Below are 25,832 nucleotides of genomic sequence, written 5' to 3' on the forward strand. Positions count from 1 at the left end.
CTGCTGATGTGGGGCCCCGACTGGCAGGCGATGCAAGCCGACCACCGCAGCCCCACCGGCGAACACCGCACAGTGGCGCTCAGCGATGGCAGCCAGATGCTTCTCGACAGCAATACGCTTGCCGATGTGCAGTTCAACCCCGATCAGCGAGAAGTCACGCTATTGCGTGGCCAGGCCTTTTTCTCGGTGACCCACGATGCCAACCGCGCCTTCTACGTCAACGCCGGTGACGTGCGGGTTCGGGTGACCGGCACCGCGTTTGCGGTCAACCTGGACGACAACGGTGTCGACGTCAGCGTCGAGAGCGGCACGGTTGCGGTACAAACGCCGCAAGCATCGGTTTCGGCCACGCACCTGCTGGGCCATGGCGACCAACTGCACTTCACTGCAAACGGCCAGCGCACGCGCATCGTGCAATTGCCCCAGGAGCAAATCGCGCCCTGGCGTCGCTGGCAGCTGGTGGCGGTCGATCAATCGATCGATGACGTGATCACACAGTTGCGCCGCTATCAGCCGGGCCTGATTCTGCTGACGGACAAGGCGCTGGGGCAACGACGCATCACCGCAGCCCTGAACCTGCGCGACCCCAAACGCGCACTGCAAACCGCCATTGCCCCATTGGGCGGACGCCTGCAGGACAGCGTGCCCTACACCCTGATCGTCTCGACCAAGCCCTGAGCCTCCCTGCGGGCGCGGGCTTGCGCTAACGAAACTATTTTCACTTATTTCTGGAAATCCTGAAGGCCCGGGAGTCTTTACCTACGAACGTCACTGATAAAGATTCGCATTAGTGACTATGGCGTTTCATTTCGTAGGTCACCTCATGCCTTCTTCGCGTTTGCGTTGTGTCAGTGTTGCTCGCTATCGATCGTTGTCCCTGGCCCTGTTGCTCGGCCTGCCCACACTGGCCATCGCTGCCAGCCCGGCAGCCGACACGCCAATCAGCCGTCAACAACTGCACTTCCAGATCCCGGCCCAGCCTTTGGCCAGCGCCCTGATTGCGTTTTCCCAGCAGTCAGGCTGGCAGGTCAGCGCGGAAAGCACCGTGCTCAACGGCCTGACCAGCTCGCCAGTCGATGCCAGCACCAGCCCCGAAAAAGCCCTGGCCCACCTGTTGCGCGGCACGGGCATGCAATGGGAAGTGACCTCGTCTGACAGCGCCTCAATCCTGCCGCCCGCCCAAAGCGATGTACTGCAAATCAAAAGTACCCCCATCACGGCGATGGAGCCGGTGTTCCAGGGCGAACAGGTGATCGACCGGCAGATGATCGAGGACCTGCCCTCGGGCAACGGTGATATCACCAGCCTGCTGCGCACCAACCCCAACGTGCAGTTCGACAACAGCCAGTTGAGCAGCAAAAACCCGGGGGAAATCGCCCCCGCCGATATCAGCATCAACGGCGCACGGCCCTGGCAGAACCTGTTTATCGTTGACGGCATGAGCATGAACAACGACCTGGACCCGGGCAACAGCAACGACGACTTCGATGAGATACCGGGGCGCAGCCAGGGCCTGGCGCTGGACACCGACCTGCTGGAAAACATCAAGGTCTACGACAGTAACGTGCCGGTAGAATTTGGCGGCTTCAATGGCGGTGTAGTCGAAGCCAATACCCGCGACCCCCGCAAGGAACTGCACGGCAAGGTGTCGGTACAAATGACCCGCTCCGAGTGGACCCGCTATCACCTGAACAAAGACGACCCGGACCTGGAAAATTTCAAGGCCGGCTTTGGCAACAACTACCAGCCCGACTTCGAAAAAGTCATCACCCGCGCCACCCTCGAAGGCCACCTGACCGACAACTTCGGCTTGCTGGGCACCTTCTCGCGTAAAGAATCCACCATGCCGACCCGCCTGTTTTCCGTGGCCAACCAGACCGAAACGGCAATGGAGACCGAAGAACAATCGCGGCGCATCGACAACTACTTCCTCAAGGCCACCTGGCAGATCAACGAAGACTGGAAGCTCGATACCACCCTGACCCACGCGCCGGAAACCGCCCGCACCTACGGCCCCAACTCGCTGGTGTCCGGCCGCGATATGGATGCCGGTGGCGACAGTATCAGTACGCGCCTGGTGTGGAACGCGCCCCTGGCCCGGGTTGAGCAGAACCTGAGCTGGAGCGAGCTGAATACCTCACGCTATTCCGACCGCGACTACATGATCCTCTGGCGAACTTCGGCCAGTCGCGACTGGAGCACCTCGGCATTCGCCACCGAAGGCGGTTTTGGCGATATCGAAGAAACCCAAAAAACCCTGGCCTACAAACTCAAGGCCGACTGGAACAGCTTCAAATGGCTGGGTGTGGATCATTCGCTGCAAACTGGCCTGGAGCTGTCGCAGAACTCGGCCAGCTATGAGCGCGGCACACCCTACAGCAGCTATGCGGTGGACAAGGCCACGTCATGCACCGGCAATGACCCGCTGTGCTCAATGGCGCCCACGATCAATGGCTGGCCTGGCCAGTATGCGAACAAGATGACCGTTACCCAGGGCAAAATTGCCTTCGACACGCGTTCATGGGCGCTGTATCTGCAAGACGAAATGCACTACAAGCGCCTCACCGTCAGGCCCGGCATCCGGGTGGACGGCGACAACTATATGAATCAGATCACCTTCGCCCCGCGCCTGGCCACCGAGCTGGACGTGTTTGGCGATGGCAAGACCCGCCTCACTGCCGGCGCCAACCGTTACTACGGACGCAACCTTTACGCCTATCGCCTGCGCGACGGTATTGCCTCGATGAGCACCGAATACACCCGCAAGACGCAGACGTCTGACTGGGAGCTGAGCAAGCACATCGCCAATGACAGCAAATTCAACCAGCTCAAAGTGCCTTACGACGACGAACTGACCCTGGGCCTGAGCCACGTGCAATGGAACACCGAGTTCGCCGTCAAGTACGTCAACCGTAAGGGGCGCGACCAGATCAGCCGCGCCTGGGGCGCGCAAATCGGCGAACCGTCCGAAGACACCTCGACCCTGGCTGCCAACTACTACACCTACTACAACGGCGGCAAAAGCGACGCCGACATCTACACCCTGAGCATCACCCCCCTGCAACCCTTCAATCTGGGCAGCACCCGCACCACTGCGCAGTTTGCGATGGACTGGAGCAAGATCAACAACACCGGGCTGTCCAGCTACAGCGCCAGCATCGGCGCTATCTACGTAGAAGACCCGACGATCCAGTACGACGGCAAGTTCATGAAGTATTCCGACATGCCCGCCAGCAACTACAACCGCCCCTGGACCGCGCGCCTGACCACCGTGACCGAAGTCGAGCCCCTGCACCTGACCTGGACCAACTTCCTGCGTTACCGCGACGGCTACCGGCGCATTGCCTCCACCAACAAAAAGGTCGAGCACGAAGGCAGCAGTGTCTATGTCTGGGAAGAAACCCCGTTCTCCGGGGCACTGACATGGGACACCCGTGTTGCCTGGGAGATGCCCACCGCCAAGGATCAGGCCGTTTTCGTCAATCTCGACGTCAGCAACCTGCTGGACAAGACCATCGTCAGCTCCACCGACACCAACGGCGTACTCAACTATGAAGTCGGCCGCCAGTTCATGCTGGAAGTGGGGTATAAATTTTGAAGACCCTATTCCTCGGCCTGACCCTCGGCACCCTGACCCTGAACGCAGTCGCCTGCGACGAACAGGCCGCCGACTACAAAACCTGCATCGCCCAACAATACCGCCAGCCCGTCGCCCAATGGCCCGCACCCCAGGTAGATGCCGATGTGCAATGGCAGGAAATGGCCGCCCTGCCCGCCCACGCCCCCGCACCGCCGGATAACCCGTTCAGCGAAGCCAAGGCCGAGTTGGGCAAAAAACTGTTCAACGACCCCAAGCTCTCGCGCTCCGGGCAAATCGCCTGCGCTTCGTGCCATGAAGCCGATATGGCCTTTGCCGATGGCCGCCGTGTCTCATTCGGCCATGATCGCCAAAGCGGGCGGCGCAATGCCCCCAGCCTGGTAATGAGCGGCTACAGCCCGGCGCTGTTCTGGGACGGGCGCGGCGGCACTCTGGAACAGCAAGCCATGCACCCCATCGTCGACCCGGTGGAAATGGCCTTTGATATCCCGCAACTGCTGCAACGGCTCAATACCAATAGCGCTTACCGGGAGGAGTTTGCACAAGTTTTCGGGCCAGGCCCGATCACCCCACAGCAAACCGCCCAGGCCCTGGCCACCTTTCAGCGCACGCTGGTCAGCGCCACGCGCAACACCGCCTTCGAGCAACTGCTGCGCGGGCGCCCGCAACGCATGAGCGATGAGCAGCTCTACGGCCTGCATCTGTTTCGCACCAAGGCACGCTGCATGAACTGCCACTTCGGCCCGGCGCTGAGCGACGAGCAGTTTCATAACGTCGGCCTGAGTTACTACGGGCGTAAATACGAAGACCTCGGGCGCTACGAGGTAACGCGCAAACCAGAAGATGTGGGGGCATTTCGTACGCCGTCATTGCGCCTGGTGATGAAAACCGCACCATGGATGCACAACGGCCTGTTTGTGAATATGGAAGGCACCCTGGCGTTCTACAACATGGGCATGCCCCGCCCGCGCCCCAACGCGCAACAGGCCAACGACCCGTTGTTCCCACACACCAGCGACCGGCTCAAGGCGCTGAACATGGACAAGGACGAACTGCGTGCCTTGCGCAGCTTTCTCGACACACTGTAGGCAGCGCCTGACTTTGTGGGAGCGGGCTTGCTCGCGATGCAGGCGACACGGTGTACCGGTAAAACGGCAGCATACCCATCGCGGGTAAGCCCGCTCCCACAAAAACAGAACAGGCCGCCGGCATCACATTTCGTCGCACTGGTGCAATTGGACGCTGGGTCAAGCGCACTTGAGAAACGATATCGTTTATTATTGTTACAAGTTTTGTAGTACCCAAGCGAGGAAACCAGCGAATGATGCTCCGAAATACCCAGCTTGCGACATTTCTACTGCGCAGTTTGTCCATCGCAACACTTGGCCTGACCCTGCTTGCTCCCGCCGCCTACGCTGCCGATCCTGTGACGCTGACCCTGTACAACGGCCAGCACAAAGAGGTCGGCGACAACCTCGCTGCCGCCTTTGAAGCCAAGACCGGCATTCACGTCAATGTGCGCAAAGGCAGCAGCAACCAGCTGGCCAGCCAGATCATGGAAGAAGGCGATCGCTCGCCTGCGGACGTGTTCTACGCCGAAGAGTCGCCGCCTCTGAACAGCCTGGGCGAACAGGGCTTTCTGGCCAAGGCCGATGACAGCACCCTGCAAGCGCTGCCCAAAGAGTACGTGGCCGCCAATGGCACCTGGATCGGCGTGACTGCGCGTACCCGCGTTGTCGCCTTCAACCCGAAAAAGATCAGCGAAGACCAGTTGCCCAAGTCGGTTCTGGATTTCGCTGACCCGCAATGGCAAGGCAAGATCGGCTTTGTACCCACCAGCGGTGCCTTCCAGGAACAGGCCGTAGCAATCATCAAGCTGCACGGGCGCGATGCCGCCGAAGAATGGCTGACCGGTCTGCGTGCGTTCGGCAAGACCTACACCAACAACATGGTGGCACTCAAAGCCGTAGAAAACGGTGAAGTCGCCGCAGTACTGGTCAACAACTACTACTGGTTTGCCCTGCAACGCGAAAAAGGCCAGCTGGACTCCAAACTGCACTACTTCACCGATGGTGATGCGGGCGGTTTGATCACCGTGTCCAGCGCCGGCGTGATCAAGGCCAGCAAACACCCCAAGGAAGCCCAGCAACTGCTGGCTTACATGGCCAGTGAAGAAGGTCAGCGCGTTATCACCAACACCACCGCTGAATACCCGATGCGCAAAGGCATGGTCTCGGAACGCGGCCTCAAACCGTTTGAAGAGCTGCAACCACCGAAAGTGACGCCTGCCGACCTGGGTAACGCTGAAGAAGCGCTGGACCTTGAACGTGATGTAGGCCTGCTCTGATGCTGTCAGCCGCTCAACCTGCACGCTTTACGCCCACCCGCAAAAAGCCGTCGATCTGGCTGTTGTTGCCCGTACTGCTACTGGTGGGCCTGAGCCTGTTGCCGCTGTTGTATGTCGGCACAAAGGCCTGGCAAGCCGGGTGGTCTGAAGCCCTGCACCTGTTGTGGCGGCCTTATGTCTTTGGCCTGATGCGCAACACCTTGCTGCTGATGGTCGGCGTCACACTGACCTGCGCGCTGGTCGGCCTGAGCCTGGCCTGGCTGCTGGAGCGCAGCAACCTGGCGGGGCGGCGCCTGTGGGGCGTAGTCCTGTGCCTGCCATTTGCCGTGCCGGCGTTTGTCAGCAGCTTTACCTGGGTATCGCTCAGCGCCAGTTTCGAGGGCCTGGGCGGTGCCATTCTGGTGATGAGCCTGTCCAAGTACCCGCTGATCTTTCTGCCGGTGGCGGCGACCCTGCGCAACCTCGACCCAGCCCTTGAAGAGTCGGCTCGAACCCTGGGGCAGAACCGCTGGGGGGTGTTTTTCAAGATCACCCTGCCACTGCTCTGGCCTTCGCTGCTGGCCGGTTCGTTACTGATTGCCCTGCATATGCTGGTGGAGTTCGGGGCGCTGTCGATCATCGGCCTGCAGACCTTTACCACAGCCATTTATCAGCAGTTCGAGCTGGAGTTCAGCAATGCCAATGCGGCGATGCTGTCTGCGGTGCTGCTGGTGATGTGCCTGAGCCTGTTGTGGCTGGAACTTAAGGTTCGTGGCAAAAGCCGGCATATTCGTATCGGCCAGGGCGCTGCACGGCATGCGGAACAAGTGAACCTGGGCAAGTGGTCGCTACCGGGGCAACTGTATTGCCTGGCGCTGGCGGTGATTGGCAGCGGCATCCCGCTGGGCATGCTGGCGTACTGGCTGATCAAGGGCAGCTCGGCAGCATTCCCGCTGGCCGAGATTGGCGAGGCTCTGTTCTCGTCGCTGTCACTGGCCCTGGGCGGTGCGGCGCTGTGCCTGGTGCTGGCTGTGCCGGTCGGATTGCTGGTGGTGCGCTACAAAGGCCCGCTGGCCATCTGGGCGGAGCGTTTGCCATATCTGTTACATGCACTGCCCGGGCTGGTGATTGCCTTGGCGCTGGTCTACTTCGCCCTGCATTATGTGCCGGCGCTGTACCAGACTTCGGCATTGCTGCTGATTGCCTATGCGCTGCTGTTTTTGCCACTGGCGCAGGCCCCCATCCGCACGGCGCTGAACAAGGCGGCTCCGCAACTGGAAGAAGCAGCACGGACCCTGGGCGCCACTTCGTTTACGGCATTTTGCAGGGTGACCCTGCCGATTATCTTCCCCGCGCTGGGGGCGGCCTTTGCCCTGGTGTTTCTGGATGCGATGAAGGAATTGACCGCCACCTTGCTACTGAGTCCGACCGGGCTGAACACCCTGGCAACACAAGTGTGGTCGCATACTTCGAATATCGAGTTTGCGGCAGCGGCGCCTTATGCGGCGTTGTTGATTCTGGTGTCGGGGCTGCCGGTGTACTTGCTCACCACCAGGATGTATTTGAGCCGCTGACAGCGGATCCAGCATACCCCGTGTGGGAGCGGGCTTGCCCGCGATGGCATCGACGGGGGCATGCAGATACACCGCGCTGCCCGCATCGCGAGCAAGCCCGCTCCCACAGGGGCAGCCCCGCTTCTCTACGCCCGGAACTGCCCAAGACTCGCCTTGAGCTGCGCCGCCAACCCGTCCAGCACCTTGCCGCTGGCCGTGGTCTGGGTCACCGCCTCGGCCGCACGCTCGGCCTGGGCATGGATCACTTCCACCCGCCCACGCACCGCATACGCTCCTTGCGCCTGATGCTCGGCAGCTTTGGTCGCATCACCAATCGCGCTATGCACCTGCTCGACCGATACCTGCATGGTCTTTTGCAACTGCACGCTGCCGCGCAGCACCGCCAGGCCCTCATCGGCCTGACGCCCCGCCAGGCCAATGGCCGCCACGGCTTCCCTGGCTCCCTGCTGCAAGGCCACGATATGCGCCTGAATATCACCGGTAGAGCTTTGGGTTTTGCTGGCCAGAGCCCGCACTTCATCGGCTACCACAGCAAAACCACGCCCAGTCTCCCCCGCCCTCGCGGCTTCAATGGCCGCGTTCAAAGCCAGCAGATTGGTTTGCTCGGCGATGCCGTGAATCACGGTCAGCACCACTTCGATCTGCTCACTTTGCTGCGCCAGACGCTCGATCACCTTGGCTCCCTCGCCCACCTGCCCGGCCAGCGCCTCGATCAGCCCCCCGACCTTGGCCGAGGTGCGAGTGTTTTCATCAGTAGCCTGACGAATATCAACCACCTGCCGGAGCGCCGCCTGCATCGCCTGGCTTTCCGACTGGGCTGCATCTGCCATGGTCGACAGTGCATGCAGGCTCTGAGCTACTTCATCGCGCTGTAACTGCGCGGCAGCATCGGCCCCGGCATTGCGCAAGGTCATCACACCGATCTCGACCCCGGTGCGCTGCGCCACATCACCCGCCTCACGCACGATGGGCTGCAGCTTGTCGACAAAGCGGTTAACCGCCGCCGCCATATCGCCGATTTCATCCTTGCTGTTCAGGCCTACACGCTTGGTCAAATCACCTTCGCCTGCGGCCAGGTCATCCAGCGCGGCAATCAGCAGCAGCAACTTGTTGACCACCCGCCGCCCCAGCACCACCGCCAGTAACAGCAACACACCAAATCCGACAATCGCCAGCCCCATGCCAATACGCCAGCGCAAGGTGTCCGCCGCCTCGCGCACGGTCTGCGCGGTATTGGCCTGCATCTGCGCCGCCGCTGCCTGCGCCGACTCCAAACGCGCGCCCAGTGCTGCCGAACTGTCGCTGGCAGCACCTTGCAAGCTTTCGCCGACCAGTTGCCCGCTATTGGCTATCAACGTCGAAAAGCGCTGGTCGAGGGCCGCCAGGTCCTGCTCAACCGAGGCGGTGGAAACCCCCATCAGCACTTTGCCGATCTCGACGCCATTGGGGTTGATAGAGGCTTCGAGATAGTACACCGACGGATCATGGCGGGCCGCATCGAGCACTTTATCCAGCGCCCGCTCGCCATTGCCCTTGGCCAAAAGCGCCTGGTTGATCGGGTTATCACGATTGAGATAGCGGGTCAGATGCTGCCCCGTGGCATCGTCGTACACCACGAATAACACATTAGGATTACGTTGAGCGCGTCGGGCGAAATCGGACAGCGTGGGCACATCGCTATCCCATATGGCACGCGGCGCTACAGCTGCCAGCAGTTGCGCCATGTCGTTGGCCGAGTCCTGCAGGTTCTTCTCCAGCGATTGCCTGAGCTGCATTTGCTCGTCTTTCAAGCGTGGCTCCAGGCCCGCGGTCAAACGCTGCCGGGTGCTGGCAGACAACGCATCCAGGCTGCTTTTAACCTCACGCCCGGCCTGCTCCAGTTCCGCGGTGAGCTTTTGGCTGTCTGCCCCCAGACGCGCATCCAGATCAGACTCCAACGCCGTCACCGTGCTCCGTGTCAGTGCAACAGCCACCAAAACCTGCACCAAAAGAGCGATACCTAGGGTAACGAATACAGGCCGCAGCAGACGGCTTTGTAACAGTGAGAGAACGGCAGACACGGAAAACCCTCCACTTAGGTGCCATTATTTTGATAGCACGCTTATTGACGGTTTTCACAGCAAGGGTCGTGCCGCACAACAGGCAGAAACGACAAAAGGCCCCGAAGGGCCTTTTGTTTTACATCAACAGCGACTTAAGCGAACGGGTGACGCAGAACGATGGTCTCGTTGCGGTCCGGGCCAGTCGAAATGATGTCGATCGGAGCGCCGATCAGCTCTTCTACGCGCGTGATGTAAGCGCGAGCGTTGGCTGGCAGCTCTTCCAGGGTTTTGGCACCCACGGTCGATTCAGTCCAGCCCGGCACTTCTTCGTACACAGGCTGCAGGCCTACGTAGCTGTCAGCGTCGGTCGGTGCAACATCAACACCGTTTGCGTCTTTGTAACCAACGCAAATGTTGATGGTTTCCAGACCGTCGAGTACGTCCAGCTTGGTCAGGCAGATGCCCGAGATGCTGTTCACATCGATAGCGCGACGCAGGATAACGGCGTCGAACCAGCCGCAACGACGGGCACGGCCGGTGGTAGCACCGAACTCGTGACCTTGCTTGGCCAGGTGAGCGCCAACGTCGTCGAACAGCTCAGTCGGGAACGGGCCCGAACCTACGCGAGTGGTGTAAGCCTTGGTGATGCCCAGGATGTAGTCCAGGAACATCGGGCCAACGCCCGAACCGGTCGCAACGCCGCCAGCGGTGGTGTTGGAGCTGGTCACGTACGGGTAGGTACCGTGGTCGATGTCCAGCAACGAACCCTGGGCGCCTTCGAACATGATGTCCTTGCCAGCGCGACGCAGGTCGTGCAGCTCGGCTGTCACGTCCAGCATCAACGGCTTGAGCAGCTCGGCGTATTCCTTGCACTCGGCCAGGGTCTTGTCGAAGTCGATAGCCGGCTCTTTGTAGTAACCAACCAGCATGAAGTTGTGGTAATCCACCAGTTCACGCAGTTTGGCTTCAAAGCGCGGCATGTTCAGCAGGTCGCCAACACGCAGGCCACGACGGGCAACTTTGTCTTCGTAAGCCGGGCCGATACCGCGACCGGTCGTACCGATCTTCAGCTCGCCACGGGCTTTTTCACGGGCCTGGTCCAGCGCCACGTGGAACGACAGGATCAGCGGGCAGGACGGGCTGATACGCAGGCGCTCGCGCACCGGTACGCCTTTCTCTTCCAGCTTGATGATTTCACGCAGCAGGGCGTCGGGAGCAACCACGACACCGTTGCCGATCAGGCATTGCACGCCTTCGCGCAACACGCCCGACGGAATCAGGTGCAATACGGTTTTTTCGCCGTCGATTACCAGCGTGTGGCCAGCGTTGTGGCCACCTTGGTAACGCACTACAGCGGCAGCATGTTCGGTCAGCAGATCAACGATCTTGCCTTTGCCCTCATCACCCCATTGGGTGCCCAGGACTACGACATTCTTACCCATAACACTTGTCCTCATTCGCGCAAACTTGGTGCCGGCAGCCGCCGGCAGGAAAACTCAAGAAACCAGCGGCACTACTTGCCACAGGCCATTCTGCTGAATCAATTGGCGGTCGCAGTCTGCCTCCAGGGCACCAGCCTGCTGTTGCCCAGGCAACGCCTGAACCACACGCTGGCCTTCACTGCGAAGCTGGCAAACCTGCTGCCAGAGTGCCGCATCGGTGCTGTCTGGCATCCAGATACCACCAGACGGCAACTTGACTTCCGCACGCCCCAGGGTCACCAGGGTTTTCAAATCGGTCGAAAAGCCGGTTGCCGGCCGGGCACGCCCGAAAACAGCACCAATGTCGTCATAACGACCGCCTTGGGCGATGGAGTCCCCAACGCCCGGTACAAATACCGCAAACACTACACCTGTGTGGTAGTGATACCCACGCAACTCGCCCAGGTCAAAGTACAACGGCAACTGCGGAAAACGCACAGACAACCCTTCGGCAATCGCCACCAGGTCGTCCAGAGCTGCCAGCACTTGAGCCGGAGCCTTGGCCAGACGCTCGCGCGCAGCAGCCAGAACTTCGTGACCGCCACACAAACCAACCAAGGCCTGCAGCATGCCCGCCAAATCGGCTGGCAAGCCTTGGGTCAAGGCCGTTACTTCGTCGATCGCCTTGCGTTGCAGGGCGTCGAACAATTGTTGTTCCACTTCAACCGACAGGTTGGCCGCACGGGCCAGACCACGGTAAATACCAACATGCCCCAGGTCCATGTGCACATCCGGCACATCGGCCAGTTGCAGCATGGCCAGCATCAGGCTGATCACTTCAACATCGCTGCTCGGGCTTGCATCGCCATACAACTCGGCGCCCAGCTGGATCGGGCTGCGCGAGGATGACAGTGCACGCGGTTGAGCATGCAGCACGCTGCCGGCGTAGCACAGACGGCTCGGGCCTTCACGACGCAGGGTATGCGCATCGATACGCGCCACTTGCGGCGTGATGTCGGCACGAAAACCCATCTGGCGACCCGTTTGCGGGTCAATCACCTTGAAGGTACGCAAGTCGAGGTCCTGGCCAGCCCCTGTCAGCAGGGACTCCAGGTATTCGATATGCGGGGTCACGACGAACTCATAGCCCCAGCTCTGGAACAGATCCAACACCTGACGGCGCGCCACTTCAATGCGGGCAGCTTCAGGTGGAAGTACTTCTTCGATGCCATCTGGCAAAAGCCAGCGGTCTACCGTTGCCATTACGCCATTCCCCTGTGATCCGGGCGGCCAGCCAGCAGGCGAGCCTTGAGTAAAGCAGAACGTGGCTGCGTCTTGAACGCGCACAGCAAAAAAGCCTGAACGACAGGCTCGCACATTCCTCGAAAATTCTGCCGATGCTGTAACAGCCATTCGGACAATCAAACATGCAGACGCAAAAAAGCCGGGAATTTCCCGGCTGCCGCATCATACACCCGTTTTCTAAAAGGATCACCCTGCGAGGCCATTTGACCGCCAAGCGGAGTGAATCAGGGTCTGTGATGAACATGCCAACCCTTCTGAAAACAGTGTGGGAGCGGGCTTGCTCGCGATGGCATCAACTCGATTTAGCAGACAGACCGAGTTGCTTGCATCGCGAGCAAGCCTGCTCCCACAGGCTTGAAGCGCTTTTACTGCTGCGAAGGCTTGGATTTTTCCAGGTAGCGGAAGAAATCGCTGCTTGGGTCCAGAACCAGCACATCGTTCTTGCTCGCGAAGCTTTCGCGGTAAGCGCGCAGGCTGCGATAGAACTTGTAGAACTCCTGATCCTGGCCATAAGCCTTGGAGTAGATCGAAGCTGCCTGGGCATCGCCATCACCGCGTGCTTCTTCGGACTGACGATAAGCTTCAGCCAGCAGAACACGACGTTGACGGTCGGCGTCAGCACGAATGCCTTCTGCCAGTTCGTTACCCTTGGCCCGATGCTCGCGTGCTTCACGCTCACGTTCGGTGCTCATACGTTCGAAAACGCTGCGGTTTACTTCTTTTGGCAGGTCGATGGCCTTGACGCGAACGTCGACCACTTCAATGCCCAGCTCTTTTTCAGCCATTTTGTTCAACGATGCAGTGATGTCAGCCATCAACGCATCACGCTCACCCGACACTACTTCGTGCAGGGTGCGCTTGCCGAACTGGTCACGCAGACCGGATTCCAGACGACGCGACAGACGTTCGTCAGCAATCTGTTTCATGCCCGAAGTTGCGGTGTAGAAGCGCTCGGCATCTTTCACACGCCACTTGGCGAAGGCATCAACCATGACCGCTTTCTTTTCCAGCGTCAGGAAACGCTGAGTCGGCGCGTCCAGCGTCATCAGGCGGGCGTCGAACTTGCGCACCTGGTTGACGTAAGGAATCTTCACATGCAGGCCCGGCTGAACGTCAGCCTGGACCACACGGCCAAAGCGCAGCAGTACAGCACGCTCGGTTTGCGAGACGATGTAGAAGCTGTTCCAGGCAACGATCCCCACGACAACAGCAACAATAAGGGCAACCAGCGATTTATTGCTCATCAGCGGCTCTCCCTGGTGCGCGGTTGTGGCGGCAGATCCGTACTGACGTGCGAGCCGGAATCAGTATTGCTCGCTGCGGCTGCCGAACCCGTTGCCGGGGTGCTGCCATTACGGCCTTCGATCATTTTGTCCAACGGCAAGTAAAGCAGGTTGCTCTGGCCGTTTTTGTTACCGGTCACGAGTACCTTGCTGGTGTTGCTGAAGACTTCCTGCATGGTGTCCAGATACAGACGGTCGCGGGTCACTTCAGGATTTTTGCGGTACTCGGCAACCAGTTTGGTAAAGCGGTCAGCCTCACCCTTGGCGCGGGAAACCACTTCATCACGGTAGCCGTTGGCATCTTCGATGATGCGCTGGGCCTGACCACGTGCTTCCGGTACAACGCCGTTGGCATAGCTTTCGGCCTGGTTGCGGGCACGCTGCTCGTCTTCTCGGGCACGGATCACGTCATCGAAGGCTTCCTGTACTTCACGCGGTGCGGCTGCGTTCTGTACGTTGACCTGGGTCACGGTGATACCGGTCTTGTAGGTATCTAGGAAACGCTGCAGGCGTTCCTTGATTTCCACGGCCATTTGCTCACGGCCTTCGGTCAGCACCTGATCCATCGACGTGGAACCCACGACGTGACGCAAGGCGCTGTCGGTCGCCTGCTGCAAGCTGACTTCCGGTTGATCAACATTCAGCACGAAGTCGCGCAGGTTGCTGATCTTGTACTGCACGGTCAGCGGCACTTCGACGATGTTTTCGTCTTCAGTCAGCATTTGACCCTGCTTGGTGTACGCACGCTCACGCGTCACGTTCTCCATGTACTTTTTGTCGAACGGCGGGAAGTAGATATTCAGGCCCGGCCCAACGGTGTCGTAGTACTTGCCCAGGCGCAGCACCACGGCTTGCTCCTGCTCATCGACTACATACACGGCGCTGTAAAGCCAGGCAGCCGCCAGCACGACGAGGCCGATGCCGAGCAGACCGTAGCCGGCGCCCTTGCCATTCGAACCACCCTCACTGCCGCTGCCGCCAGTACGTTTTTTCCCACCACCGAACAACCCATTCAGGCTTTCCTGCAGCTTTCGGAAGGCCTCGTCGAGATCTGGTGGCCCCTTGCGGTCGCCATTTTTAGGGCGTTTGCCACCCCAAGGATCTTGATTGTTCGAGTTGCCACCCGGCTCATTCCAAGCCATAGCGCTCTCCATCTGATAAAGCAAAGACGCGCCCACGGCGCGCCGACCAATGCTACAGAATGCCTATCACAGCGGCACGACCGCTTTGCGAGGCTTTTATTGCAAAGTGTGTTCTTCGATGAATTCCAGCGGCTGCATCCCTTCGCGGCTGACCAAGCGATTGAGCTCGGATCGCGGCAGGCGTACGTCCAACAGACTGGAGCCCTCATCGTCATGCTGTTCTTTTTGCACAACCCCCAGTTCGAAGAACTGTGCACGCAGTCGAGCAAAACGTTGCGGCAAGCGCAAGGTGCCCACGAACAAATCATTGCCCAGCAACTCGGCGATGGCCTGCTCAAGCAACTCCAGCCCTTGACCATCACGGGCCGACAACCAGACCCGCTGCGGCTTGCCATCGGCATCACGCTGGATCTGCGGCTCGACACCTTCAAGCAAATCGATTTTGTTGTAGACCTCGAGAATCGGCAAGTCCTGCGCACCGATTTCGCCCAGTACCACCATCACCTGCTCGATCTGCGCCATGCGCTCAGGCTCGTGCGCATCGATCACATGCAGCAGCAGATCGGAATTGCTCGACTCTTCGAGCGTAGACCGGAATGCTTCAACTAGCTTGTGCGGAAGATGACGAATAAAGCCCACGGTGTCGGCCAGCACGATCGGCCCCAGGTCGCCCAGATCAAGGCGGCGCAGGGTCGGGTCTAGCGTGGCGAACAACTGGTCGGCGGCAAAGACGTCAGAGCCGGTGACCTTGTTGAACAGCGTGGATTTACCGGCGTTGGTATAGCCCACCAGCGACACTGTAGGAATATCGGCGCGTTGGCGCCCTCTACGGGACTGCTCGCGTTGACTGCGGACTTTTTTCAGACGGGCTTTGATCTGGCTGATGCGCACACGCAACAGTCGGCGGTCGGTTTCGAGCTGGGTTTCACCCGGCCCGCGCATGCCAATGCCGCCACCTTGACGCTCAAGGTGAGTCCAGCCGCGTACAAGACGCGTGCTCATGTGGTCAAGCTGAGCCAGTTCGACTTGCAGCTTACCCTCATGGGTACGGGCGCGTTGAGCGAAGATATCGAGAATCAGCCCGGTACGGTCAAGCACGCGACACTCGAAAACACGTTCGAGGTTACGTTCCTGACTGGGCGTGAGTACGTGATTGAAAATCACGATGTCGACCTTCTCGGCCTTGACCAGATCGCGCAACTCCTCGACCTTGCCACTGCCAATCAGGTATTTGGCCGATGGCCGATGACGCGGCACGTTAAAAAACGCGACGGTATCGGCGCCAGCCGACACAGCTAACTCCTGGAACTCCTGCGGATCTTCGCGCGCCTCAGGGTCCTGTCCTTCCAAGTGAACGAGGATCGCTCGCTCACCACCACCGTGGCGCTCAAAGAACAAAGGATGCTCCTATTTAGGCATTACCTGGTTCAGCGTCTGCCAGATCCGATTCGGTTGCGCTAGGCAGACGAATTGGACGTACTGGTACGACTGTCGAAATTGCGTGCTTGTAAACCATTTGGCTGACGGTGTTTTTCAGCAGGATCACGAACTGGTCGAAAGACTCGATGGTCCCCTGCAGCTTGATCCCGTTGACCAGATAGATGGAAACGCCAACCTTCTCTTTACGCAAAGTATTCAAGTAAGGGTCTTGTAGCGAATGCCCTTTTGACATATGCCGCACTCCTGTAAGGATAAAAAATAGAAACAAAAATTAGATGACCGCTGTCGCCACATCCATAGGATAGACGGCATTTGCCAAGACTCAGCTCAATATGGAGACCGATTCCAGGTATTTCAAGGCTCGTGGCAGATTGTCGCAGTCCAGACTGTCAAGCCAATGCAAATCATTCCAGCTGCGCAACCAGGTGAACTGGCGCTTGGCCAACTGGCGCGTGGCTATGATGCCGCGCTCCTGCATCTCGGCCGCTGTCAGCTTGCCGTCGAGGTAGTCCCAGACTTGGCGGTAACCCACTGCACGTATAGACGGCAACCCGGCATGCAGGTCACTTCTGTTGCGCAGGTTTATGACCTCGTCAATGAACCCCTGTTCCAGCATCTGCCCGAATCTTAGTGCAATTCGCTCATGCAGCACCTGACGGTTCGCCGGAGCGATGGCCAGATTCGCGACAGTATAGGGCAATTGGCTGTGCCCAGAAGCCGCTGCTTTAGTCGTTTGTTCAGATTGTTTTTGCCGATGGGCCGTCACGCTCATGCCGCTGACCCGATAAACCTCAAGCGCCCGGGTCAGACGCTGCGGATCATTGGGGTGAATTCGCGCGGCAGACTCCGGATCTATGGCTGCCAACTGGTCGTGCAGGGCCTGCCAGCCAAGGCGCTGCGCCTCTTCTTCAAGCTGCGCGCGCACCTCGGGGTCCGCCGGAGGCATGTCGGCCAGGCCGTCAATCAGTGCCTTGTAATAGAGCATGGTGCCGCCCACCAGCAGCGGGATATTGCCTCGCGCCGTGATCTCGGCCATGGCCTTGAGCGCATCGCGACGAAAATCGGCCGCCGAATAGCTGTCGGCCGGGTCGAGAATGTCGATCAACTGATGCGGGTGAGCCGCCAGAATTTCTTTCGACGGCTTGGCAGTGCCGATGTCCATGCCGCGATAGACCAGCGCCGAGTCGACACTGATCAGCTCGCACGGCAGCACCTTGCTCAGCTCGATGGCCAGGTCGGTCTTGCCGGCGGCCGTCGGCCCCATCAGGAAAATAGCCGGGGGTAAAGCGTTGGAACCTGTCATCAGCGACCGCGCAAAAAGAGTTTGTCCAAGTCGTCCAGGCCCATTTGGGTCCAGGTGGGACGACCATGATTGCACTGACCGCTGCGCTCGGTGTTTTCCATGTCACGCAACAGACCGTTCATTTCCGGGATCGCCAAACGGCGATTGGCGCGGATCGCACCGTGGCAGGCCATGGTTCCGAGCAACTCGTTGAGGTGCGCCTGGATCCGGTCACTGGTGCCGTATTCCATCAGGTCGGCCAGTACGTCGTGAACCAGTCGCTGGGCCTCGGCCTGCTTGAGCAGGGCCGGAATCTGGCGGATGGCCAGGGTTTCCGGGCCAAGGCGCTGCAACTCGAAGCCCAGGCGCTGGAACCACTCGGCGTGTTCTTCGGCGCAATCGGCTTCCCGCTGGCTGACCGCAATCGATTCCGGCACCAGCAGCGGCTGACCACTCAGGCCTTCACTGGCCATGGCGATTTTCAGACGCTCATACATGATCCGCTCATGGGCCGCGTGCATATCCACCAGCACCAACCCCTGGGCGTTTTCCGCGAGGATATAAATGCCCTTGAGCTGGGCCAGAGCAAAGCCGAGCGGCGGAATATCACCTTGCCCGTCCGGCAGAGGCGCGGCATTGGCCTCAGGCAATGGTGCGAAAAACTCGCGATAGGCATTGCGCGCTTCTTCGACGGGCACCGGGGACGCGGAGGACTGCGGACGGTATTGGTACTGATAGCCCGCACCAGCGCCCGAACCTGCCACATGCGGTGACGGGGCCGACTGCGGCTGCTCCAGCACATTGGCCGCCAGACGCATTTCACCCTGCGGGCCGAATTCGCCAGCATCCAGCCCCGTCGGGCGCTCGGCCCCGGGCACCGGCGCTGGTGCGGCCAGTTGGTCTTCGGGGCGAACGTCACCCAAAGCACGGTGCAAAGTGCCATAGAGGAAATCATGCACCATGCGCCCGTCACGGAAGCGTACTTCGTGCTTGGTCGGGTGAACGTTGACGTCGACCACCGAGGGGTCGACCTCAAAGAACAGCACAAAGGTCGGGTGGCGACCATTGAACAGCACATCGCGATAGGCCTGGCGCACCGCATGGGCCACCAGTTTGTCGCGTACCGCGCGGCCATTGACATAGAAGTACTGCAAGTCCGCCTGACTGCGGGAAAAAGTCGGCAAACCGACCCAGCCCCACAGGTGCAAACCATTGCGTTCAACCTCGATGGGCATTGCCTGTTCCAGGAACGCGGAGCCGCACACGGCCGCCACACGCCGGGCGCGGGCAGTATCGTCGCGGGCTTCGTGCAGGTTGAGGATGGACTTGCCGTTGTGGCGCAAATTGAACGCCACATCAAAACGTGCCAGCGCCAGGCGCTTGATCACTTCCTGCAGGTGATCGAATTCGATCTTTTCGGTTTTGAGAAATTTGCGCCGTGCCGGGGTGTTGAAAAACAGGTCGCGCACTTCAACCGAGGTGCCCACCGGATGCGCAGCCGGCTGAACCCGGGGCGCCATGTCGCGGCCTTCGGTCTCGACCTGCCAGGCCTGATCGGCACCACGGGTGCGCGAGGTCAGGGTCAGGCGCGCCACGGAACTGATGGAAGCCAGCGCCTCACCGCGAAAGCCCAGGCTCATCACCCGCTCAAGGTCTTCCAGATCACGAATCTTGCTGGTGGCGTGACGGGCCAGCGCCAACGGCAAGTCGTCGCTGGAAATTCCGCTGCCATCGTCACGTACCCGCAGCAGCTTGATCCCGGCCTGCTCCACGTCCACATCAATGCGCTTGGCACCCGAATCGAGGCTGTTTTCCAGCAGCTCCTTGATCACCGAAGCCGGGCGTTCAACTACTTCGCCCGCAGCGATCTGGTTAGCCAGGCGCGGGCTGAGCAATTCAATCCGCGCGCTGCTGCTCAATGCTTCATCACTCATTACTGTGCCGCCAGGGCAGTTGCCGGAATATTCAGGTTCTGGCCAACCTTCAGCTCATCGGTTTTCAGGCTGTTGCTCGAGCGCAATGTCGCTACGCCCACTTGATAGCGTACAGCGATCATCGCCAGGGTTTCGCCGGGACGAACCGTGTGTTCGCGGGCACCCTGGGCGATTTTGCCGGTGTCACGCAGCCAGGCGATATAAGTGCCCGGTGGCGGATTTTGCTGGAAGAACTGGCGTACGCCGCTGCTGATCGAACGGGCCAGCGCTTGCTGGTGACTGCTCGAAGCCAGCTTGGACGCTTCGTTGGAGTTCGAGATAAACCCGGTCTCGACGAGAATCGACGGAATGTCCGGCGACTTCAGCACCATAAACCCGGCCTGCTCTACGCGCTGCTTGTGCAGCGGGGTGACCCGACCTATGTTGCTCAGCACTTTTTGCCCGACGTTGAGGCTGGAGGTCAGCGACGCGGTCATCGACAGGTCAAGCAATACACCCGCCAGCATGCGGTCCTTGTCATCGAGGCTGACGTTGCCTGCGCCACCGATCAGGTCGGAGCGGTTTTCGCTGTCGGCCAGCCAGCGCGCCGTCTCGGAAGTCGCGCCGCGTTCAGACAGGGCAAACACCGAAGCACCAAAGGCAGCTTTGGACGGGGCCGCATCGGCATGGATCGAGACAAACAGGTCGGCGCCTTTCTTGCGGGCGATTTCGGTACGGCCACGCAGCGGGATAAAGTAGTCGCCGGTACGCGTCAGCTCGGCCCTGAAGCCTTTCATGCCGTTGATCTGGCGTTGCAGTTCTTTGGCAATCGCCAACACCACGTCTTTTTCACGCTGGCCAGCCGAGCCCGAGGCCCCCGGGTCTTCACCGCCGTGGCCGGCATCGATCACCACCACCACGCTGCGTTTACCGCTCGGGATCGGCGGCAATTTAACGTCGGGTTGCGCGGGCGTCACCGGCACCACCGGCACCGTTGCCACGTTGGTGGCCGGCAGGCTTGGCGCCAGATCGGCGCCCTGGTCATACAGGTCGACCACCAGGCGGTTGCCGTACTGGGCATTGGGCGCCAGAACGAAACTTTTCGGGGTCACGGCCTTTTTCAGGTCGATAACCACGCGCAGGTCGGTGGGGGTACGCTGCGCCGAGCGCATGCTGGTGATTGGCGTATTGGCTGTTTGCACATTCAGCGGCCCGCCCAGGGTCGCGCCATTGATGTCGATGACCAGACGATCAGGTGCAGTCAGCGTAAACACACTGTGCTGCACCGGCCCGGTAAGATCAAAAACCAGTCGAGTGTTGTCCGGCGCCCGCCATAGACGCACGCTCTTGACCTGGGTTGCGGCCACAGCATTGAATGCCATGACACTGAGCAACACACCCACCACACTTGCTAACGCGCGAAAGCGCATACCAAACCCCATCATTATTTGTATTCCGGCGCCAATGCGGCACACCAAGACTCGCCACGGGAACCTTGGGGCGTCAGCGTCAGCAAACGCCCGGTGTTATGCGGCCTAATGGTAATGGTCAGGTCAGGCTTTGGCAAAAAGCCTGCACCTTTATCGGGCCACTCGATCAAGCATAGGGCGTCTTCGTCGAAATAATCGCGAATCCCCATATATTCCAGCTCTTCCGGATCGACCAGCCGATACAGGTCAAAGTGGAAGGCCCGAATATCGCCAATCTCGTAGGGCTCGACCAATGTGAAGGTCGGGCTTTTGACCGAACCCGTGTGACCAAGGCCGCGAATCAGGCCACGTGACAGGGTGGTTTTACCCATACCCAGGTCGCCGTCGAGAAAAATCAGGCCGTGACCTTGAGTGACAGTGGCCAGGCGCGCGCCAAATGCGGTCATGGCCTCTTCGTCGGCCAGTTGCAGTGTTATTTCGTGCACGGTGCGTGTTCCTCCAACAACTGACGAATGGCTGGAATCAAATCACTGGCCGCCAGCCCACGGCCCAATTGTCCTTGTTGCTCACCGGCGCGGGCATGCAGCCACACCGCCAGGCATGCGGCGTCATAAGCGCCCAACCCCTGAGCCAGCAGCGCGCCGATCACGCCTGCCAGCACATCCCCAAGACCGGCCGTAGCCATTGCCGGATGGCCGTGACTGCAAATGGCCAACTCGCCATTGAGTCCTGCAATCAGACTGCCTGCACCTTTAAGGACGCACACTGCTGAGTATTTTTTAACCAACGCCCTGACCGCAGCCGGTCGATCGGCCTGTACCTGCCCGGTGCTGATACCCAGCAAGCGTGCGGCTTCACCCGGGTGCGGGGTCATCACCGACCCTGGTGCCAGCGTGATGACTGCGTTGGACAACAGATTCAGCGCATCGGCATCCCACACCTGCGGCATTTTTGCCTGTGCCGCGGCCGACAACAGACTGCGCCCCCAGGGCGCCTGCCCCAAACCCGGTCCCACCACGACCACCGAAGCCTGCGCCAGTACGCCCATCAACTGGTTGGCCGACGATACGCCGAGCACCATCACCTCGGGCACCCGCACCAGCGCAGCAGGCACGTGCTCGGGGCGCGTGGCCAGTGATACCAGGCCAGCGCCACAGCGTAGTGCAGCCTGGGCGCTGAGGGTAATCGAGCCGCCAAATCCGCGATCGCCACCCACCAGCAGCACATGCCCGAACTGGCCTTTATGGGCGCTCGGGGCTCGTCGAGGTAGTGGCGCCAGATTATCTGCGCTAAGGGCTTGGAGGTCGGCTAACAGGTGTTTGGTCTGCGGCATGCGTGTTTGGCTCCGATGTCTGGCAGAATTATACGCATCTCAGCTCCGGTTTCTCTTGTCCCATGCCTGCTATTACTGCCGACCTCCCCGCTCTCGCCCGGTCCATCAAGGAATGGGGCCGCGAGTTGGGCTTTCAACAAGTCGCCATTGCCGGCCTCGACCTGGGAGAACACGAACACCATCTGCAACGCTGGCTGGAAGCCGGCTACCACGGCGACATGGACTACATGGCCGCCCACGGCAGCAAGCGTTCACACCCGCAAGAGCTGGTGCCCGGCACAGTGCGCGTGATTTCCCTGCGCATGGACTACCTGCCCGGTGACACTCATATGGCGCAGCTGCTGGCCCAACCGGAAAAAGCCTACGTTTCACGTTATGCCCTGGGCCGCGATTATCACAAGCTGATCCGCAAGCGCGTGCAACAACTGGCCGACCGCATCCAGAAGGACATTGGCCCGTTTGGCTTCCGCGCCTTTGTCGACAGCGCCCCGGTACTGGAAAAGGCCATCGCGCAACAGGCGGGTCTGGGCTGGATCGGCAAGAACACCCTGGTGCTCAATCGCAAGGCGGGCAGCTACTTCTTCCTGAGCGAGCTGTTTGTCGATTTACCGCTACCGGTCGACGCCCCCCACGAAACCGAACACTGCGGGCGCTGCACCGCCTGCCTGGACATCTGCCCCACCAATGCCTTTGTCGGGCCTTATGTGCTGGATGCGCGCAAATGCATTTCGTACCTGACCATCGAGCTGAAAACCGCGATCCCTGAAGAATTGCGCTCGATGATCGGCAATCGGGTATTCGGTTGCGATGACTGCCAGATCGTCTGCCCCTGGAACCGTTTTGCCCGCACCACCGCAGAAGGGGACTTCAAGCCACGGCATAACCTGGACAATGCCGGCTTGGCCGAGCTGTTTATGTGGGATGAAGACACATTCCTGAGCAGCACCGAAGGCTCGCCGCTGCGCCGGGCCGGGTACGAACGCTGGCTGCGCAACCTGGCGGTAGGCCTGGGCAATGCGCCATCGACGATCCCGGTGCTGGAAGCCCTGAATGCGCGGCGTGATTACCCGTCGGAGCTGGTGCGCGAGCATGTGGAGTGGGCGCTGACACAACACGCCAAGCGGGCCTGAGCCAAGCCCGCTGCCACAGTTGCTTAATGCTCGTCGTTATAAACGAACTTGGGCATTTCCCAGTTAAAGCGGATCGCCAGCAAACGCAGCAGCAGCCCGCCGAACAAAGTGACGAAAATCGCCTGTTCGTTGGGCATTTCCAGATAAGTACACAACAAGAAACACCACGCCGCAGCAAACGAAACGCTGGCATACAGCTCACGACGGAAGATCAGCGGGATGTCATTGCAGAAGATGTCACGAAGGATGCCGCCGAAGACCCCGGTAATCACTCCGCTCACCGAAGCCACCAGCATGCCCTGACCCATCTCCAGCGCGGTCATGCATCCGATCAGGGTAAACGCTACCAGCCCCAGGGCATCAAGCACCAGAAACAGCGAGCGCAGATGACGCATCAAGGGCGCGATAAAGATCGTCACCAATGCAGCGAACGTGGTCAGTACCAGGTATTCCGGGTGTTTGACCCACGTCAGCGGGTAGTGCCCCAACAGGACGTCACGCACCGAACCGCCCCCTAGCGCGGTGACGCAGGCGATCAGCACCACACCGAACCAGTCCATGCCCCGACGCCCGGCAGACAGCGCGCCGGTCATGGCTTCGGCAGTAATGGCAACTAAATAAAGCATCAGCAACATGGCAGCGATCCTTGCAAGAAGGCGCGCAGTCTACTCTCAGTTGGCATTGGCACCAAAAGCGGGCAACAAATACTGTTCTTTGTGGGAGCGGGCTTGCTCGCGACGGCTTCGCTGCGGTTCGGTAGATGTACCGAGTCGCTTGCATCGCGAGCAAGCCCGCTGCCACAGGGGGATCAACGGCAGCTTAGAATTTGATGAAATGCTTGCGGTAGTGTTGCAGCTCGGCAATCGACTCGCGAATGTCGTCCAGCGCCAGATGCGTACCCTTTTTCACCAGGCTGTCGCGTACTTCCGGCGCCCAGCGTGCAACCAGCTCCTTGAGCGTCGAAACGTCCAGGTTGCGATAGTGGAAGTAGCTTTCCAGCGCTTTCATATGGGTGTACAGGAAGCGGCGGTCCTGACAGATACTGTTGCCGCAGATCGGCGATTTGCCTTTGGGTACCCACTGCTCAAGGAACGCGATGGTCTGCGCTTCGGCTTCGGCCATAGTAGTGGTGCTGTCCTTGACACGCTGGGTCAGGCCGCTGCCGCCATGAGTACGGGTATTCCACTCGTCCATGCGCGCCAGCACGGCATCACTATGGTGGATGGCGATGACCGGGCCTTCGGCCAGGGTATTGAGGTTGCTGTCGGTAACGATGGTGGCCATTTCAATAATGACGTCGTTGTCAGGGTCCAGACCGGTCATTTCCAGGTCGATCCAGATCAGGTTCTGCGCGTTTTGCATAATGGCCTCCAGTGCTTAGGTGCGCAGTTTAGCTTAGGCACGCGGCCCTCGTGCTAAACTCCCCGGCGTTTTACCCTTCTTATCGTTTTATCAACACGGAACACCCATGGCCAAACGCCAGCTCAACCGTCGTCAGAATTGGCGCATCGAAAAGATCCAGGGCGAGCGCGCTGCCCGCGCCGCCAAACGCGAATCCAGTGCCGTCGAAGCGCTTGAAGGCGGCGATTTAGGCCCCGAGCAACTCGGCCTGGTGATCGCGCACTTTGGTGTGCAGGTCGAAGTCGAAGCCCAGGAAGGTGAGCTCAAAGGCCAGATGTTCCGTTGCCACCTGCGCGCCAACCTGCCCGCTCTGGTAACCGGTGACACGGTTGTGTGGCGCGCCGGCAATCAGGGCATCGGCGTTATCGTCGCCCAGTTGCCGCGCAAGACCGAGCTGTGCCGCCCGGACAGCCGTGGTCAGCTCAAGCCGGTTGCAGCCAACGTCGACATGATCGTGATTGTGTTCGCGCCCATGCCCGAGCCGCACGCCAACCTGATCGACCGCTATCTCGTCGCCGCCGAGCACGCCGGGATTCGCCCGCTGTTGCTGCTGAACAAGGCTGACCTGATCGACGAGCAGAACGCACCGGCGCTGAATGCATTGCTGGGGGTTTATCGTCAACTGGGTTATCCGGTGCTGGAAGTGTCGGCCCATCACGGCGATGGCATGCAGCAGTTGCAAGCGCAACTGGACGGCCATATCAGTGTGTTTGTGGGTCAGTCGGGCGTTGGCAAGTCGTCCCTGGTCAACAGCCTGCTGCCTGAGGTCAACCTTCGGGTCGGGCCGCTCTCGGAGATTTCCGGCCAGGGTACGCACACCACGACCACGGCACGCTTGTTCCACTTCCCGGGCGGCGGCGATCTGATCGACTCCCCGGGTATTCGTGAGTTCGGCCTGGGCCACGTCAGCCGTGCCGATGTCGAGGCGGGGTTCATCGAGTTCAACGACCTGATCGGCCGTTGCCGCTTCCGCGACTGCAAGCATGACCGCGAGCCGGGCTGTGCATTGCTGATGGCCCTGGAAGATGGCCGCGTGCAGCAACAGCGCATGAACAGCTATCGCTCGATCATTGCCAGCTTGCCTGAGTCGAGTTACTGATTCAGGCCAGAAGCCCCCTCACCCCAGCCCTCTCCCTGTATGGACCGGGGACATAGCGAACACAATGTTCGGAGACATCGCGAACACTTTTAATACGACACATTGACCCCTTA

At 60.2% G+C, this 25,832-nt stretch carries 21 protein-coding genes and 1 pseudogene; 7 read left to right on the forward strand and 15 right to left on the reverse strand.

Annotated features, from left to right (window positions below; genetic code table 11):
- The 5 genes from GHN92_RS21810 to GHN92_RS21830 form a co-directional block, all read left to right on the forward strand.
- Positions 1-678: FecR family protein (locus GHN92_RS21810; protein WP_153381094.1), on the forward strand; the 678-nt coding region annotated here is incomplete at its 5' end.
- A 145-nt stretch (positions 679-823) separates the two neighbouring features.
- On the forward strand, positions 824-3,598 hold the full coding sequence (locus GHN92_RS21815; protein WP_256666541.1) for a TonB-dependent receptor: 2,775 nt from the start codon (positions 824-826) through the stop codon (positions 3,596-3,598).
- Positions 3,595-4,686 carry a cytochrome-c peroxidase gene (locus tag GHN92_RS21820; protein WP_153381096.1) on the forward strand — a complete coding sequence of 364 codons (1,092 nt, stop codon included), beginning with the start codon at positions 3,595-3,597 and terminating at the stop codon, positions 4,684-4,686. The genes GHN92_RS21815 and GHN92_RS21820 overlap by 4 nt, the downstream gene beginning before the upstream one ends.
- Before the next feature lie 233 nt (positions 4,687-4,919).
- Positions 4,920-5,945: an iron ABC transporter substrate-binding protein gene (locus tag GHN92_RS21825; protein ID WP_095000959.1), complete on the forward strand. Its 1,026-nt coding sequence runs from the start codon at positions 4,920-4,922 to the stop codon at positions 5,943-5,945.
- Complete coding sequence (locus GHN92_RS21830) at positions 5,945-7,498, forward strand: iron ABC transporter permease (protein WP_153381098.1); 1,554 nt, start codon at positions 5,945-5,947, stop codon at positions 7,496-7,498. Before GHN92_RS21825 ends, GHN92_RS21830 begins: the two co-directional genes overlap by 1 nt.
- A 125-nt stretch (positions 7,499-7,623) precedes the next feature.
- Here the strand turns inward: GHN92_RS21830 and GHN92_RS24480 are convergent, their stop codons facing one another.
- The 13 genes and pseudogenes from GHN92_RS24480 to GHN92_RS21890 form a co-directional block, all read right to left on the reverse strand.
- Positions 7,624-8,508, reverse strand: coding sequence for a methyl-accepting chemotaxis protein (locus GHN92_RS24480; RefSeq protein WP_370688628.1), 885 nt, complete (start codon positions 8,506-8,508; stop codon positions 7,624-7,626).
- Positions 8,509-8,529: 21 nt separating this feature from the next.
- A pseudogene (locus GHN92_RS24485) lies at positions 8,530-9,273 on the reverse strand (methyl-accepting chemotaxis protein); the annotation flags it as partial.
- Positions 9,274-9,692: 419 nt separating this feature from the next.
- Positions 9,693-10,982 (reverse strand): adenylosuccinate synthase, encoded by a 1,290-nt coding sequence (locus tag GHN92_RS21840; protein WP_016783309.1) that lies wholly within the window; start codon positions 10,980-10,982, stop codon positions 9,693-9,695.
- A gap of 54 nt (positions 10,983-11,036) precedes the next feature.
- Entirely contained in the window at positions 11,037-12,224 is a 1,188-nt protein-coding gene (locus tag GHN92_RS21845) for an ATP phosphoribosyltransferase regulatory subunit (RefSeq protein WP_095000956.1), read from the reverse strand.
- Positions 12,225-12,631: 407 nt separating this feature from the next.
- Positions 12,632-13,510 (reverse strand): protease modulator HflC, encoded by an 879-nt coding sequence (hflC, locus tag GHN92_RS21850; RefSeq protein WP_095000955.1) that lies wholly within the window; start codon positions 13,508-13,510, stop codon positions 12,632-12,634.
- A complete protein-coding gene (gene hflK / locus GHN92_RS21855) occupies positions 13,510-14,691 on the reverse strand; it encodes an FtsH protease activity modulator HflK (protein WP_095000954.1) in 1,182 nt (393 codons plus the stop codon). Before hflK ends, hflC begins: the two co-directional genes overlap by 1 nt.
- Before the next feature lie 96 nt (positions 14,692-14,787).
- The gene (hflX, locus tag GHN92_RS21860) at positions 14,788-16,089 is read right to left on the reverse strand and encodes a ribosome rescue GTPase HflX (protein WP_095000953.1); all 1,302 of its coding nucleotides are present in this window, start codon (positions 16,087-16,089) and stop codon (positions 14,788-14,790) included.
- Positions 16,090-16,102: 13 nt separating this feature from the next.
- Positions 16,103-16,363 carry an RNA chaperone Hfq gene (gene hfq / locus GHN92_RS21865; protein WP_016783304.1) on the reverse strand — a complete coding sequence of 87 codons (261 nt, stop codon included), beginning with the start codon at positions 16,361-16,363 and terminating at the stop codon, positions 16,103-16,105.
- 90 nt (positions 16,364-16,453) lie between these two features.
- Entirely contained in the window at positions 16,454-17,434 is a 981-nt protein-coding gene (miaA, locus tag GHN92_RS21870; protein WP_095024348.1) for a tRNA (adenosine(37)-N6)-dimethylallyltransferase MiaA, read from the reverse strand.
- Complete coding sequence (gene mutL, locus GHN92_RS21875; protein WP_178102673.1) at positions 17,434-19,332, reverse strand: DNA mismatch repair endonuclease MutL; 1,899 nt, start codon at positions 19,330-19,332, stop codon at positions 17,434-17,436. The genes miaA and mutL overlap by 1 nt, the downstream gene beginning before the upstream one ends.
- Positions 19,333-19,346: 14 nt before the next feature.
- On the reverse strand, positions 19,347-20,768 hold the full coding sequence (locus GHN92_RS21880) for an N-acetylmuramoyl-L-alanine amidase (RefSeq protein ID WP_198417412.1): 1,422 nt from the start codon (positions 20,766-20,768) through the stop codon (positions 19,347-19,349).
- Positions 20,769-20,770: 2 nt separating this feature from the next.
- Entirely contained in the window at positions 20,771-21,241 is a 471-nt protein-coding gene (tsaE, locus tag GHN92_RS21885) for a tRNA (adenosine(37)-N6)-threonylcarbamoyltransferase complex ATPase subunit type 1 TsaE (RefSeq protein WP_016783300.1), read from the reverse strand.
- Entirely contained in the window at positions 21,229-22,089 is an 861-nt protein-coding gene (locus GHN92_RS21890) for an NAD(P)H-hydrate dehydratase (protein ID WP_153381102.1), read from the reverse strand. The genes tsaE and GHN92_RS21890 overlap by 13 nt, the downstream gene beginning before the upstream one ends.
- A gap of 62 nt (positions 22,090-22,151) precedes the next feature.
- Here GHN92_RS21890 and queG point away from each other — a divergent pair, with 62 nt between their 5' ends.
- Positions 22,152-23,219: a tRNA epoxyqueuosine(34) reductase QueG gene (gene queG, locus GHN92_RS21895; RefSeq protein ID WP_095020195.1), complete on the forward strand. Its 1,068-nt coding sequence runs from the start codon at positions 22,152-22,154 to the stop codon at positions 23,217-23,219.
- 23 nt (positions 23,220-23,242) lie between these two features.
- Here queG and GHN92_RS21900 read toward each other — a convergent pair whose 3' ends face one another.
- Both GHN92_RS21900 and orn read right to left on the reverse strand, forming a co-directional pair.
- A complete protein-coding gene (locus GHN92_RS21900; protein ID WP_019826256.1) occupies positions 23,243-23,854 on the reverse strand; it encodes a trimeric intracellular cation channel family protein in 612 nt (203 codons plus the stop codon).
- Between the two features lie 184 nt (positions 23,855-24,038).
- On the reverse strand, positions 24,039-24,581 hold the full coding sequence (orn, locus tag GHN92_RS21905; RefSeq protein WP_086799078.1) for an oligoribonuclease: 543 nt from the start codon (positions 24,579-24,581) through the stop codon (positions 24,039-24,041).
- A 106-nt stretch (positions 24,582-24,687) separates the two neighbouring features.
- Between orn and rsgA the strand changes: the two genes are divergently transcribed.
- The gene (gene rsgA / locus GHN92_RS21910; RefSeq protein ID WP_095000948.1) at positions 24,688-25,719 is read left to right on the forward strand and encodes a small ribosomal subunit biogenesis GTPase RsgA; all 1,032 of its coding nucleotides are present in this window, start codon (positions 24,688-24,690) and stop codon (positions 25,717-25,719) included.
- The last annotated feature ends 113 nt before the right edge of the window (positions 25,720-25,832 follow it).

Source organism: Pseudomonas sp. FSL R10-2964 (genome assembly GCF_009600035.1).
Taxonomy (GTDB): domain Bacteria; phylum Pseudomonadota; class Gammaproteobacteria; order Pseudomonadales; family Pseudomonadaceae; genus Aquipseudomonas; species Aquipseudomonas bubulae.